This is a genomic window from Tamlana flava, assembly GCF_041287255.1.
Lineage (GTDB): Bacteria > Bacteroidota > Bacteroidia > Flavobacteriales > Flavobacteriaceae > Tamlana > Tamlana flava.
This window is the reverse complement of sequence record NZ_JBGGTX010000003.1, coordinates 655,973-669,358: the sequence shown is the minus strand read 5'-3', so window position 1 is coordinate 669,358 and position 13,386 is coordinate 655,973. Positions and strand designations below refer to the sequence as shown.

Annotated in this window: 15 protein-coding genes; 5 read left to right on the top strand and 10 right to left on the bottom strand. The window is 34.4% G+C overall.

Features of this window, described 5'->3' with window-relative positions; translation table 11 throughout:
* Positions 1-71: 71 nt before the first annotated feature.
* From ACB104_RS12105 to ACB104_RS12075, 7 genes are all read right to left on the bottom strand, one after another.
* Entirely contained in the window at positions 72-587 is a 516-nt protein-coding gene (locus ACB104_RS12105; protein WP_370479037.1) for a hypothetical protein, read from the bottom strand.
* Between the two features lie 85 nt (positions 588-672).
* Positions 673-1,032: a hypothetical protein gene (locus ACB104_RS12100; RefSeq protein WP_370479035.1), complete on the bottom strand. Its 360-nt coding sequence runs from the start codon at positions 1,030-1,032 to the stop codon at positions 673-675.
* A gap of 79 nt (positions 1,033-1,111) precedes the next feature.
* On the bottom strand, positions 1,112-1,765 hold the full coding sequence (locus tag ACB104_RS12095; protein WP_370479033.1) for a hypothetical protein: 654 nt from the start codon (positions 1,763-1,765) through the stop codon (positions 1,112-1,114).
* Positions 1,766-1,966: 201 nt separating this feature from the next.
* Positions 1,967-2,236, bottom strand: coding sequence for a hypothetical protein (locus tag ACB104_RS12090; RefSeq protein WP_370479032.1), 270 nt, complete (start codon positions 2,234-2,236; stop codon positions 1,967-1,969).
* Positions 2,237-2,491: 255 nt separating this feature from the next.
* A complete protein-coding gene (locus ACB104_RS12085) occupies positions 2,492-2,926 on the bottom strand; it encodes a hypothetical protein (protein WP_370479030.1) in 435 nt (144 codons plus the stop codon).
* A gap of 160 nt (positions 2,927-3,086) precedes the next feature.
* A complete protein-coding gene (locus tag ACB104_RS12080) occupies positions 3,087-3,341 on the bottom strand; it encodes a hypothetical protein (RefSeq protein WP_370479028.1) in 255 nt (84 codons plus the stop codon).
* A gap of 231 nt (positions 3,342-3,572) precedes the next feature.
* Positions 3,573-3,986, bottom strand: a complete 414-nt coding sequence (locus tag ACB104_RS12075; protein WP_370479026.1) for a CBS domain-containing protein — start codon at positions 3,984-3,986, stop codon at positions 3,573-3,575.
* Between the two features lie 132 nt (positions 3,987-4,118).
* Here ACB104_RS12075 and ACB104_RS12070 point away from each other — a divergent pair, with 132 nt between their 5' ends.
* Entirely contained in the window at positions 4,119-4,493 is a 375-nt protein-coding gene (locus tag ACB104_RS12070) for a hypothetical protein (RefSeq protein ID WP_370479024.1), read from the top strand.
* Between the two features lies 1 nt (position 4,494).
* Positions 4,495-6,201, top strand: a complete 1,707-nt coding sequence (locus ACB104_RS12065; protein WP_370479022.1) for an ABC1 kinase family protein — start codon at positions 4,495-4,497, stop codon at positions 6,199-6,201.
* 62 nt (positions 6,202-6,263) lie between these two features.
* On the opposite strand, the gene ACB104_RS12060 is transcribed toward ACB104_RS12065, so the two are convergent.
* Entirely contained in the window at positions 6,264-6,866 is a 603-nt protein-coding gene (locus tag ACB104_RS12060; RefSeq protein WP_370479020.1) for a hypothetical protein, read from the bottom strand.
* A gap of 75 nt (positions 6,867-6,941) precedes the next feature.
* Positions 6,942-7,871, bottom strand: a complete 930-nt coding sequence (locus ACB104_RS12055; RefSeq protein WP_370479018.1) for a L,D-transpeptidase — start codon at positions 7,869-7,871, stop codon at positions 6,942-6,944.
* 161 nt (positions 7,872-8,032) lie between these two features.
* On the opposite strand from ACB104_RS12055, the gene ACB104_RS12050 reads away from it, so the two are divergent.
* The 3 genes from ACB104_RS12050 to ACB104_RS12040 are packed head-to-tail and all read left to right on the top strand — an operon-like array spanning position 8,033 to position 10,587.
* Positions 8,033-8,803 (top strand): MlaE family ABC transporter permease, encoded by a 771-nt coding sequence (locus ACB104_RS12050; protein ID WP_370479016.1) that lies wholly within the window; start codon positions 8,033-8,035, stop codon positions 8,801-8,803.
* 2 nt (positions 8,804-8,805) lie between these two features.
* Positions 8,806-9,588 carry an ABC transporter ATP-binding protein gene (locus tag ACB104_RS12045; protein ID WP_370479014.1) on the top strand — a complete coding sequence of 261 codons (783 nt, stop codon included), beginning with the start codon at positions 8,806-8,808 and terminating at the stop codon, positions 9,586-9,588.
* 12 nt (positions 9,589-9,600) lie between these two features.
* A complete protein-coding gene (locus tag ACB104_RS12040; protein WP_370479013.1) occupies positions 9,601-10,587 on the top strand; it encodes an MlaD family protein in 987 nt (328 codons plus the stop codon).
* A 57-nt stretch (positions 10,588-10,644) separates the two neighbouring features.
* Here the strand turns inward: ACB104_RS12040 and ACB104_RS12035 are convergent, their stop codons facing one another.
* Positions 10,645-13,377 carry a LamG domain-containing protein gene (locus tag ACB104_RS12035; protein ID WP_370479011.1) on the bottom strand — a complete coding sequence of 911 codons (2,733 nt, stop codon included), beginning with the start codon at positions 13,375-13,377 and terminating at the stop codon, positions 10,645-10,647.
* Between the last annotated feature and the right edge of the window lie 9 nt (positions 13,378-13,386).

Sequence of the window (13,386 nt, the reverse complement as noted above, 5' to 3'; positions counted from 1 at the left end):
AGTTTGCATTATTTATAACCACTTATACTAAAAAGGATAGGATACTTGATTGCGTTTGGGATGAAATATGATTACCATGAAAGCCGAACGCCAATATTTATTTTTTTTAGTGTATGGATTCCGATAAAAGGTTCAAGGCCATTATTCATTAAGTAACCCATGTTTAAACCAACCCCCATAACAGCTTTTGAGCTGGTTATCAATGAATAGCCATCATCACTATATCTATCGTCCAAAAAGTTGGTAAACTCCTTTTTTCCTCCAATGCTCAATTCAGAATGCACGGTTAATTTATCTATAAATATCCTGCTATAACCCAAATCAATAACCCAGAAATAATCGCCTTTCCCATCTTCTGTTAACCCATCCGTTTGGCCTTGCTTTTTTTTAATTTCATTTTTCTGTCCGTTAAATTGATATGAATAACCAAAATGAATTCTGCTATTACCCTCACGTCCGAAAAAATCAATTCCCGCTGAATCGTTTGTGGAAGCAAATAATGATAGTCCACTTTCTCTATCTCTGACTTGCCCTTGGCAGTAGGTGATGGTAAATGATGCTATTGCAAAAAAGATTATGTTTTTCATTTTAACTTGGATTTAAATGGGTTGCCTAAAACATTATTGTGAGAAAGCCATGGCTTATCTTTCCCCTGAAATCTGCAAGTGTTAACTACTTTCTTTTTTTAAAGTTTAACTGTGTTTTACCAAAAAAGTCATATTCAACTACAAGTTTATTTTTGGTTAATTCTTTAATATAAACATTACCTTCATCAAAAAGAACTATAGAATCCCCTTCAATTCGCCAAGCAAAAACTTTATCACCAAGACTTAAATCAGGACTTAGATAAAGAGAATCTGATTTAAATTCTACAAACGCTAATTCATCACTTTCTGGAAAACTGACTTCTCCTGTTTCAATATCAGTTGCAGAAATTGCATCCCAAGTTCCAAGTAGGACACCCTTTTTTTTAAGATTTTGGTCACAGCCTAATATTATGAATGCGAACAATATTAAAATTAGTTTTTTCATTTGTTTTATTATTAGAAGATTATATAATAAAGAATAAGTTTTTATGGCAATCATGGTGTTACTTTTTATAGGGGGAAGCTTAGCTTCTTTTAAGCTCCAACAATAAGTCCGTTCCCCCTTTGTCTTTCATTTCAGAATTGATATATTTTTTAATGGACCTCACTAATTTCTCTGAAGAGGCAGTTAATACAGGGAATTCGTCCATTCCGATTTTTTCATGCTTAATGTTGGCTTTATGGTCTTTTAAAATGGTTCCGAGTTTATCCCAGCCAAGCCATTTAATACTCATATTGTTTTGAGAATCCATGAATAACTTTGCCAGAGTATGGGAACCAATTAAATGCGATGAATAAAGAAATTCCATGTCTTTGAAACTTTTGTTACTCTCTATTGGTAAAAAATCCAGAAATATCTGATTTTGAACCTTAAAAGGCACAACCAGGAAGGCGAATTTCACACTGTCTTTTTCATAATGTACATGGTAACTAATGTTATTGTATTGACTGTACATTTTGACCTTTTCCTCTTTGAGTTGTGCATCCACCTGCTTATAAAATTCATGAAATGGCTTCACCTTCCAAATGCCATCATCCTCATCTATCCAATTACCGATAAATTTAGGTTCGAAATACAGCACATCCTTGGTATAGAACGGATACATCGATTTAACAATGCAGGAGCTTAGCAAGAGTGCTGCAATAAAAAGCGGGAAATAGGATTTAAGTGTTTTCATGGCTAACGAATTTTATTGATATAAAAATAAAGAGATGGGTTTTACTGAATCAATATTTTTCGTCAAACATAGATTACGGAGCGACAAACACTTAGTTATAGACCAAAAGAGATTATGGCATAACTTGTAACTATCTATTATAGTTAATAGAAAATTGGGAATAACTATTTAAGTTTTGCTTTTAGAAATGTTTCTCAAAAGTTAATGTTTCTCTTTAAGCTTATGGATAATTCCTCTAATTGCTGCTAACGCTATTATTAAGAAAGCTAAGCCAATCAAACAGAGAAAAATTATAAAAATAACACCTAAGATATGTTGAAAATTGAAAGCTTCAGCTGAGGTAGTGTCTGTGTTTTCACCACCAATAAGGTGAGCTATACCAATGGCCAAGGTTACCCAGCTAATGTAAAGTGAAACAATAAGAATTGAGATGTTTAGGAGATAGGATCCTTTGATAATCGGGAGTTTCATAATCTTTAGAGTTATGGTTTGAAAACAGCTACAAAGCAAATGTGATTTTCACATTTTAACAATTAAATAAGCAATTTGAAGAATTGTTTATTTTAATAAATCAAACTTATTTATGTTTGGATTACCATAACATAAGTAGGTTAAGTTCATGGTAGATTTGGGGCAAAAAAGGTGAACACTCGTTCACCTTTTTTATTTTAAATTAAAGTGGCTTTTGCTCCAATATGTCATGATGAACGTAAAAGGCTTAACATCCTATTCCACTTTTCTATACTTTTCATAAGTTTTCCAAACAGGCAGTTCTTCACCTTCTCTTTTTATTGGTCCTTCTATAGTCCAAATATCATTTTCAATTTTACTTTTAAAAGTGTACGATTTACCTATTTCTTCGGGATATGAAAAGTATTCAATGTTCTCAGTATAGGTATCATCGGTCAACTCATAATAACCCCAATTAAACATGCTGTGTTGAATAGAATCCCTCAAAGCAACAGTTACAAAGATTTTTTGGTTAATAATCTTTACCATGTTTGCAGCATCTTCACCGGTACGTGTATAGGAGGTGTCTGGTAAGGTCAATACTTGTTTCACTAATTCCCACCTTCCTTCCAAATTACTTTGTGCGTTAGCAGAATTGAAACAGAAGTAAAGCGCTAAAAATAGGGGCATGATGGTTGGTTTTAATCTCATGATTTTTAGTTTAATGTTTATTGCCTAGAATTACTGTGCCATTTTGCAAAAAGTAGGAAGAACGATAAACAATGAGGAAAGTTAAATAAAGGTACAAAAATTAGATTATCAAGGGTTTGATTTTTATTTAAATTTTTGTTTTTAAAACTGTTTCTTTAGGTTAATTTTTTCCTTTTAGCTTATGGATAATTCCTCTAATTGCTGCTAACGCTACGATTAAAAAAACAATGCCTATAACACAAAGTGCAATACAAAATGCTACGCCCATAAGGTGCTGGGCAAACGTGATATCTGGATTTTTGCCACTAACCAAATGGGCTATACCAAACAATAAGGTGAACCAACTAATATAGAGTGACACAAAAATTAAAGGGATATTTAGGAGATAAGATCCTTTGATAATCGGGAGTTTCATAATCTTTAGGGTTATGGTTTGAAAACAGCTACAAAGCAAATGTGATTTTCACATTTTAACAATTAAATAAGCAATTTGAAGAATTGTTTATTTTAATACAGCAAACTTATTTAGGTTTGGACTACCATAACATAAGTAGGTTAAGTTCATGGTAGATTTGGGGCAAAAAAGGTGAACACTGTTCACCTTTTTTTTATTCAACTAATTTCAACTTTCTGAAAAAACGTCTAGTTATTCAGTGTTATTTTTGTTCAGATAATATTTGATGATATCTGCAGTAGATACAATACCTATTACCTTTTTGCCTTCAACAATGGGTATGGCATGGTAATTTCCTTTAGATAGTTCATGTGCTACTTCATCAATGCTAACATGCTCGTCCAATGCAAATGGGTTGGGCGTCATGATGTCTTTGGCGGTTAATTCGTTGTAAACCAAATGATTGTCATCAAGGCCTGCGCCTTTTATTTTGTACATAAAGTCAATTAGGCTAATCATGCCCACTAATCGCTCATCTTCAGTTACTGGAATATGATGATGAAATTCCTTTTTCTCATAAATGTGTTTTACATCTATAAGTTTTTGATGCGGTGTAACGCACACCACATTTTTAGACATTATTGAAGAAACAGGTGAGGATGACATGACACAGGTATTTACGTTAAAACTGTAACTAAATTAAAATTATAACATACATCAACCTATGATTTTAATCATTTTAGGATAAGTTATTTAGGCATATATTTAATATTGATTTAGTAACTAAAAATTGAGGTCATGAAAACTAAAACACTACTGGAATGGCTCACCTTATCTTCAAGTATCTATTATATCGTAAAGGACACGCAACTTATGGATAGATTTAATGAACTATCCAAAAAGGGGAAAGATGAAATCAATAAAGTGGCTTCAGAATCTGCCGTAGACGATGATGGCAATGAACTTGAGTTTATCGATAAAATCATTTTAAAAACCAACCAAGTTAAAGATGAAGTAGAGGAAAAAATAGAAGAGCTGATTGTGAAGTTCTATAAAAAAATGAACATTGCCCACTTAGATGAAATCAAGGCCTTAAACGAAAAGCTTGAAAAAGCCAACGAGTCCATAGCATTATTGGAAGCTAGGTTAAATCATTTAGAAATGGTTGAATAATATGAATGTTTTTTCAAACATAAAGTACAAGTACAAATCAATTGTTAGGTATAACCAAATTTTAAGGGTATTACTAAAATATGGCTTTGAAGATTTGGTGCAATATCTTAGGGAAAAGGACAAATACACCTTTTTTTTGCGTTTTGTGCCTAAGTCTTCACGTGTTCATGCCGCACAATTTACCAAATGGGAAAAAATGCGATTGGTGTGTGAAGAGCTTGGTCCTACCTTTATAAAGTTTGGTCAAATTTTAAGTAATCGGCCAGACCTTATACCTTTCGATTTGGTATTGCAGTTTGAAAAGCTTCAAGACGAGGTGCCACCAATGGACGACAAAAAGGCCAAGGAAGTGGTGGTTTCAGAACTAAAAGACAGCATTGATAATTTATTTGCATGGTTCAACCCAAAACCTTTTGCTTCGGCATCAATGGCTCAGGTGCATAAGGTAACTTTAAAATCAGGAAAGCGCGTAGCCCTAAAGATTCAACGGCCAGGAATTAAAAGAATTATTTTAGAGGATATCAAGGTCATGTACAGCGTAGCTGAAGTTTTGGAAAAACGAATTCCTTCCTTAAAAAGTTTCGACCCAATCGGGTTAGTGAAAAACTTTGAAGAGTCCATACTCAAGGAACTCGATTTTATTAACGAATCGATCAACGCCCAAAGATTTTACAACAATATTGCTCAAGATAATAGTCCCGATCAATTCGCCAATGCCCCAAAAGTTTATCAAAAATATACCACCGAAAAAATCCTTGCTTTGGAATTTATATCAGGTATTAAAATCAACAAAATAGAAGAACTTGATAAAAAGGGCATTGATAAAGAAGTTATAGCGAAAAGGTTAAGCATTAGTTTTTTCAAACAAATTTTTGAATATGGCTTTTTCCATGCCGATCCACACCCAGGTAACCTATTGGTTTTGCCCAATCGTCATATTTGCTATTTGGATTTTGGAATGATGGGCAGCATTTTACCACGAGATATTAAAGTTTTTGGCAGCCTTTTTATGGCCGTTACCAATAAAAATGTAACCAAAATTATCAAGGCTTTACAGCAACTCTCAAATACAACGGTTATAGAGAATAAAAGAGAATTAGAATTTGACATAAATGAATTTTTAGAAAAGTACTATGTAAGAGACGTTCATGAAAATGAAATTAGTACAGTATTGCTTGAACTAAAAGATATTATTGTCGCGCACGGATTGAAGGTGCCATCCCATTTTTATCTTTTCGCCAGATCGATGGTTACCATTGAAGGTGTTATCCAAAAATTGGATCCGTCTTTAGACCAATTTGACATGGTTCGTCCATATTTGTCAAGAAGTGTAACCAAAGATTATAATCCACTTAAGATGGGAAAGAAAGTGGTGAATTCGCTATATGAAATGACAAATTATATGGAAGAATTTCCGAGCGATCTTAAAAATGCCATTCGGAAAATAAATAGTGGCGAGATAAAAGTTAATTTAACCCATAAAGGTATTGATGCGATGGTTTATGCCATACACCGCGTAACAAAACAGGTTGTAACAGCCTTTATTTTGGTGGCCTTAATTATTGGTTCTACTTTGTTTATTGTTACGGCTATTCCTCCATTTTGGAAAGACATATCCATATTCGGACTTGTTGGTTTGTTTTTCGCTTTTATTATTGGGGTAAGCGTTATTCGCGATATAAGGAAGAAGGATTTTCATCATTGGTGACGTTTATGATGTCTGAAATAAACAAGAAAGCACAATTTTTAAATTGTGCTTTCTTTCTTAAGTCAAGCTTTTGAAAAAGCTTGCCTAAAATGGCCAAAGGCCTCTGAAATCTCATTTTGAAAATGTTCCCATTGGGTTTCCTTTTTTTTGCCGGAATATTTGCTTTTAATTTTCTCAATCATCTCGTTAAACTCCTTTTTGGATTTCTCAAAAGCTGTTTTTACACCGTCTTTACCCTTCTCGAAGTTTTTCTCTAAGATTTCAAGTTGAACTCTAAACATTTCAATTTCAATTAAAACATAAGCATAAATGCTATTTAGTGTTTCATTTGTTTTAATCTTTACCTCAATGTCATGTAGTTTGTGTAGCAGTTTCTTTTTTTGCTCTTTAAAAGCTTCTTTAGATTCTGCTTTGCCCAAAGCCAGTTGAACAATCAGTTCATCGAACATCGTGTTCATGTCTGTTATTTTTTCTTTTCCTAACTCAATCTTATTCTTGGTTTCATGGATGAATAAGTTGAATTTCTTTTTAATTTCTTCGTATTTGTCTGTGGCTTCAGCTTTTCCCAATGAGGCTTTAACCTGAAACTCTTCAAGATCAATGGCGGTCCTTCTTAGTTGTGCAACAACTTTGTCTACAAATGTGGCGTTATCTATAGTTTTCATAATCATTGGATTTTGAGTTACCTTTAAATATCTAAACTATTGTTGAAAAGGGCAATGATTAATATCAGTTGGCATCTATTTTTCTTTGTTGTAAATATCTTTCAAAGTAATTGAGTTGCCATCCTCACCATTAATGTGCAAATTATATCTGATGGTTATTTTTGTATTTATTGGAGCGTGATAGTAAATAACCCAGGCATCAGATTCCTTTGTGCCAATGCAACCATTGGAATAAGCTTTTCCCAAAGTAATGGGGTTTGTGGTTGGATGTATTAATTGCCCATACCTTTGGCCATTAATTTCAGTTTCTATAAATGGGATTCTGGGCAGTTTGGTCACCTCGTTATCATCTCTTTTTGTAACATAGTAACGATGCCCATTTACAGGGTTTATGTAATCGGGATTTTTATTGTAACCGATAATCGTTCCATTTCCGGTTTTGGTTTTTAAGTCTATAATGCGTCCTGCTGTTTCAAGGTATTTTTTTTCATTTCTGCCCACTCTAACGGGAAATGAATATTTTTCTGTGGAGTCTTCCAAAATGCGCATTTTGTATTCCGGAATGTTTAGGTCTATGAGAGTTGTGTTGAACACCTTTAAGAGTTTGTTGACCAAATCATTATTTGGTAAAAAAATGGTGTCTCCTTTGTTTAAAATAACCATTTCTTTTTGATTGTCCACTTTTATACCACGGGCTTTCATAATGTAGTAATCGGTGTTTTTCAAGGTGTCAATAATCCAAGGGTTGGCGCGAACCAACAAATGCTCGGTTAATTTGTAAGGGGTAACTGAATCATATTTTTTAACGATGGAATCTAAATATTCAAAATAGGTGTTAATGGCAATATTTCTGTTTACGATAACATAGTTAACGGAAGAATCATGAGCACAAATCTCTATTGCTTCCGCTTTGATAATAGGCTTTTTGTCAATTTTAAAAGCCACTTGTACAAATGCGAAAAAGGCCAAAACTAGGACTAATGAGTTTTGAAAAAATCTATTCATAACCTGCCAATATCAAGATTGAGGACTTTACATTCCTTTATTTGAAATTTATATCATATTCCATGTTTTGCCAATGATTTCAATCAGTTTCGGGATATGATTTTTATCATTTAAAAAATGCCCATATCTAACTAAATTAGAGGGTTGTAGCATGATGTATAATGTTTGGTTTAAATAAAATAAAACCCTTTTTTGTTGAAATAGGTGAACTTTCCATATTCACCCGAAGGTTTTTTAAAGAAGTATTTAAAAAACCTTTTGAACTTAATGAGTTATTAAGGCAGTGCTACAACATAGGAAACCGTTCTTTTTTGTTGGTAGGCCTTACGGGTTTTATAATTGGGTTGGTTATAACATTGCAAACTAGGCCAACCTTGCAGGAATTTGGTGCCGAAGCTTGGATGCCTTCAATGGTAAGCATTTCAATAATTAGGGAAATTGGCCCAGTTATTATTGCATTAACCGTGGCAGGACGAATAGCCTCGGGAATTGGTGCAGAATTGGGTTCCATGAGGGTTACAGAACAGATTGATGCTATGGAAGTTTCCGGCACCAATCCGTTTAAATTTTTAGTGGTGACCAGAATTTTAGCTGCCACACTGGTAATACCAATTTTAGTGATTTATGGTGATGCTATTGCACTTTATGGCTCTTACATTATTGAAAACATAAAAGGCGATGTATCCTTTCAACTGTATTTTAATAAAGCTTTTAAAGCTTTGGAATTTACGGACCTGGTTCCCGCTACCATTAAAACCTATTTTTTTGGTTTTGCCATTGGGTTGGTAGGCTGTTTTAAAGGCTATAACTGTAAAAAGGGAACGGTTGGCGTTGGTAAAGCAGCAAACACGGCAGTGGTATTTGCCTCCATACTATTGTTTGTACTTGACTTTATCGCTGTTTTTATAACAGACATATTTTTTGAAGTTTAAAAATGAACGAAGAAACTAACATACAACAAGTTCAACTGTCTCAAGGAAATCGAGCGACGATGATTAAAATTAAGGATTTGAGAAAATCCTTTGGTGAAAATCAAGTTTTAAACGGTTTTAATTTAGAACTTTTTGAAGGAGAGAATCTTGTGGTTATGGGTAAGTCGGGCTCCGGGAAATCGGTAATGATAAAATGCTTGGTAGGTTTAATGGAACCCGATTCGGGATGTGTTGAGGTTATGGGTAAGGAAATAGTTAAGTTAAACCAAGTGGAGTTGGACGAGCTTAGAACTGAAATTGGATTCCTCTTTCAAGGCAGTGCCCTTTACGATTCCATGACCGTTAGGGAAAATTTGGAATTTCCTTTAAGAAGGCATAAAAATCGGTTTAAGGATATAGAAGATGCAGAAGAGCTCATTTTAGAAACTTTGGATAGTGTTGGGTTGGCGCATACTATGGATTTAATGCCCGCGGAACTTTCTGGGGGGATGAAGCGACGAATAGCCTTGGCCAGAACACTAATATTAAGGCCAAAAATTATTTTATACGATGAGCCTACAAGTGGATTGGATCCGATAACATCAAAAGAAATAATTGAGCTTATGCGCGAAGTCCAAAAAAAGTATAAAACCTCGTCATTGATTATAACCCATGATGTGGATTGCGCGCGAGTAGTCTCAGAACGTATGGTTTTATTGGTTGATGGGGTTAATTATGCACAAGGAACATTTAATGAATTGTCCCAATCAACAGACGAGAAGATAAGGGCATTTTTTAAACAATAAAATTTAGAAACCATGAAAAAAACAACAACGGAAAAATTCAGGCTCGGTGTTTTTGTGATTTCAGGATTGCTCCTTTTTGTGGTGGCCATTTATTTAATTGGGGAACGGCAAAACCTGTTCAACAAAACATTTAGCATAAGTGCCAATTTCAATAACGTTAATGGTTTAATTCAAGGAAATAACGTGCGTTATTCGGGCATTAATGTGGGCACTGTTAAAAGAATAACCATGGTAAACGATTCGGTTATAAATGTGGAGATGGTCATTGATGAAAAAATGGTCAATCACATAAAAAAAGATGCCGTAGCTACCATAGGAACCGATGGTTTGGTTGGGAATATGATTGTTAATATTATTCCTGGAGAAGGAAATGGCGCTATGATTTCTTCTGGAGATATTATTAAATCGTATACCAAAATCGGGACGGGTGAAATGCTGAACACGTTAAATGTCACCAACGAAAATGCGGCATTGCTCACCTCTAAATTATTGGATATTGCCGATGCCATAGCGGATGGTAAAGGTACTTTGGGTATGCTAATCCATGATAGTGTGGCCTCAAACAACATCAAGCAAACAATTAATAACTTGAAATTTACAAGCATTCAAGCCAACAAGGCACTGAAAGAAATAAATTCAATAATCGGTTCTTTAAATGTGGATGAAAGTGTTGCTGGCGTATTGTTGAACGATTCCATCGAGGCGCAAAAAGTGAAGGCTGTAATTGCAAACCTTGAAGATTCCAGCAAAGAAATAAAAACGGTGGTAGATAATTTAAATGAAACCCTCACAAACATAAAAGATGGTGAAGGTGCCATCAACTATCTTTCAAATGATGGGGAATTTGTTAGAAAGCTTGAGCAAACCCTTCAAAATGTAGAAGAAGGCACCGATAAATTCAACCAAAACATGGATGCCCTAAAACATAATTTCTTGACCCGGGGTTATTTCAAAAAACTGGAACGGGAATTGAAAAAGGCCGAAAGGAAAAATAAATGACATTGTTTTAAACGGAAACAAACATAATATGTCCTAACGGCTTAAAATTATAATTTTTCAGTCTTGCTCTTTTGGCCTAACATAGTTAAATGTGTTTCCATTTCCATTGGATTTTATGGAAAGATTGTCGTCGTCTACCGCTAAAATCGTCATGAAAATATATCCGCCTTTTTCACTAAAAAATTCAATTAAATTGGCATTAATCTCAAATGTTCCTTCATCAGCAATCATTTTAGTGGTTATATTTAGGTTATTTGAAGGTGTAAATTCAAATGTCATTGTTCCTTCATTGCCTATCTTGGTAGTCCATTTTCCAAGAATTCCAGAACTCGAATCTCCTTCGGTACGGGTATATTCACTTCGATTATTATTCTCGTAAAGGTATAATTTAGAGCCTTCTACTTCGAATTTTTGTTTTTTGTTTAAATTATTAGGCAACTCGGTCACCAAGGAATCTCCTTTCAATTCATATTTAAAAGTAGAGCTTGATTCGCTTGTGGAAGTGAATTTACCATCAGCGTTAAAGGTTAATTTATTTGCAACGATATAATTGTACTCTGCTAACCCCATAACCCAATCACCAATGATTAAATTTTTGATTTTTTTAAGCTCACTAGGTTTTAATGGATAATGGTATTGTAATGCGCCGTTTCTGAAATCTTCTGTAGTTGGTGTCGGTAAGTTGGTATATAAGGTTGTGCGGGATAGTTGGCCATGATAATCTTCGTAATCGATGGGTTTTGACCCATGACTTATTTTATTATTTAATTGTTTCTTAAACACCTCAAGTGCCACCCACGTACATTTTTGTTTCAACGTTTCCAAGCTTTCTTTGGTAACATGGTCCTCAAAAAGTTGGGCATATTTAAAACTATCATGGTGTGAGTTGAGCAAAAATGAATAGGCATTTTTTCCATCATTTGTTAAAACATAAACGTGAATGCCAAATACGTTTAATCTTTCTGATTGTTTTGGTGCAAAAAGAATTTCAAGAACTATGTTGTAATCTGACGGCGTTTTTTCTTTTCTAATTTTTTCTCCCAAGGAGTCCATTTCATTGTTGAAAATTTCAAATTGATTTTTGCCTCTTAATTCGTCTGGGTTTAGTGTTTTTCTGTTAAAGTCTATATCCAGCTCCAAGTCACTTTTTAACGATGCCGCAAACTCTTTTCCCGATGTTTCAGACCAGGTTGTAGAATCAACGGTGCGCAAAATGGTTGGGTACACTTCAATCTTGGATTTCTTGAGCGTTTTGATGAATTCATCCGATAAGTCGCTCGTTGGTCTAAAGCCTTCATTCAAATCGGTTAGGCTTATTAGACTTTTATAGAATGTCTTATTTCTGTCTTTTGAGGTTTCCAAATACTTTTTAGCCGATTTGGCAATGGTTTCTGCATCAAGAATACCTTCATAGATATTAAATTCATCAATGCCTCCCAACCAAGTTTGTTCCCTTAAGTAACCAGACCGGCACAAATAAGCAAGATTGTTACTTAGGTTGGCAATGATATTTGATTTATGCCCAAGTGTTGTTTGTTTACCAACCAAAGTGCCATCTATATAATATTTTATTTCTTGGTTGTCAAAGGTTGTAACTATATGGTGGTATGCATCATCCTGAAGCGATTTACCACTAACTTGGGTTATGGTTTCCCAAGGGGCTATGTCGTTATTGCATGAGATACCCGTCCAACTAAATTCGTTATTATGCACCCATTGGGCAATATAATCTGTGCCAAAGTTTCCGGTGCTGTTTCCAAAAAAAGAAATCATTTTGGTGTCACTTCCTTTCGAAGCCAGAATAAAGGCTTCTAAAGTGATGGCTGAATATTCATTTATTTTTATTTTATCGGCAGGTAATTCTATAAATTGTCCTTGGTCATAGGTAACAAACAAACCATCTATAACCTTGCCTTCAGATTGTATAGTTCCCCTAATAGCGCCATGAGCCTCGCCCACAATATCATTGGCCGTACCATCGTCGAAAGTATATGAATGTTTAAGTTTAAAAGGAATTGCCTTAATGGTATATGTGGTTGTGGTTGCTCCATTTGTAACATTTATAGTTGTTTTGGCATGGTCTTCTAACAAAGAGATTTTTTGGTCTCCCACTACGGAAAATGATTTTTTCTCAGGAATCACTTTTAAATTGATAGTCGTCACTCCTGATGGTACCAAGATGGAATATTCAAAATGACCGGGTTCAAAAGGCGGACTCAAAACACCTTTGTCAATTTGTAAATCACTTAAAGTAGGGATTTCAACATCAGATAAAGAACCATAAAATTCTAGTTCTGCTATGTTGCAAAACCCATTGGAAGAATAAAAACATATAAATCTATAGGATTCGGATGCGTTTATTAAATCTTCAGAAAATTTACCTGCTACAGGCATATTGGAAATGGTGTGCAACACACTATATGTTCTAAAACTAGGGTCGTTGGAACCACGTATTTCAGTGCCAAGTATGCGTGTTTCAAATTCAGGTCGTGGGGCATATTTAATGGAATATATTTTTGCGGTTCTTGTTATTCCAAAGTCGTATCCAACAAAACCAATTGGTGATGGCGCATCTACATAGGTGTTGATGTCTCCATCAAAAGCAGCTTCCTTAAGATTTGATGGATTGTTGCCCCATGAGCCATCATGGCCAATTATGGCATTGCCAACCAACTTTTTATATTCCTGTCCCTGACTGTAATTGTGGAAAAAAGCTATCGATACTAAAAGGAAAATCAATTTTAATGTCTTTAAATTTTCACATAATGGTAAGATTTTATTTTTCATCATGGCTATATA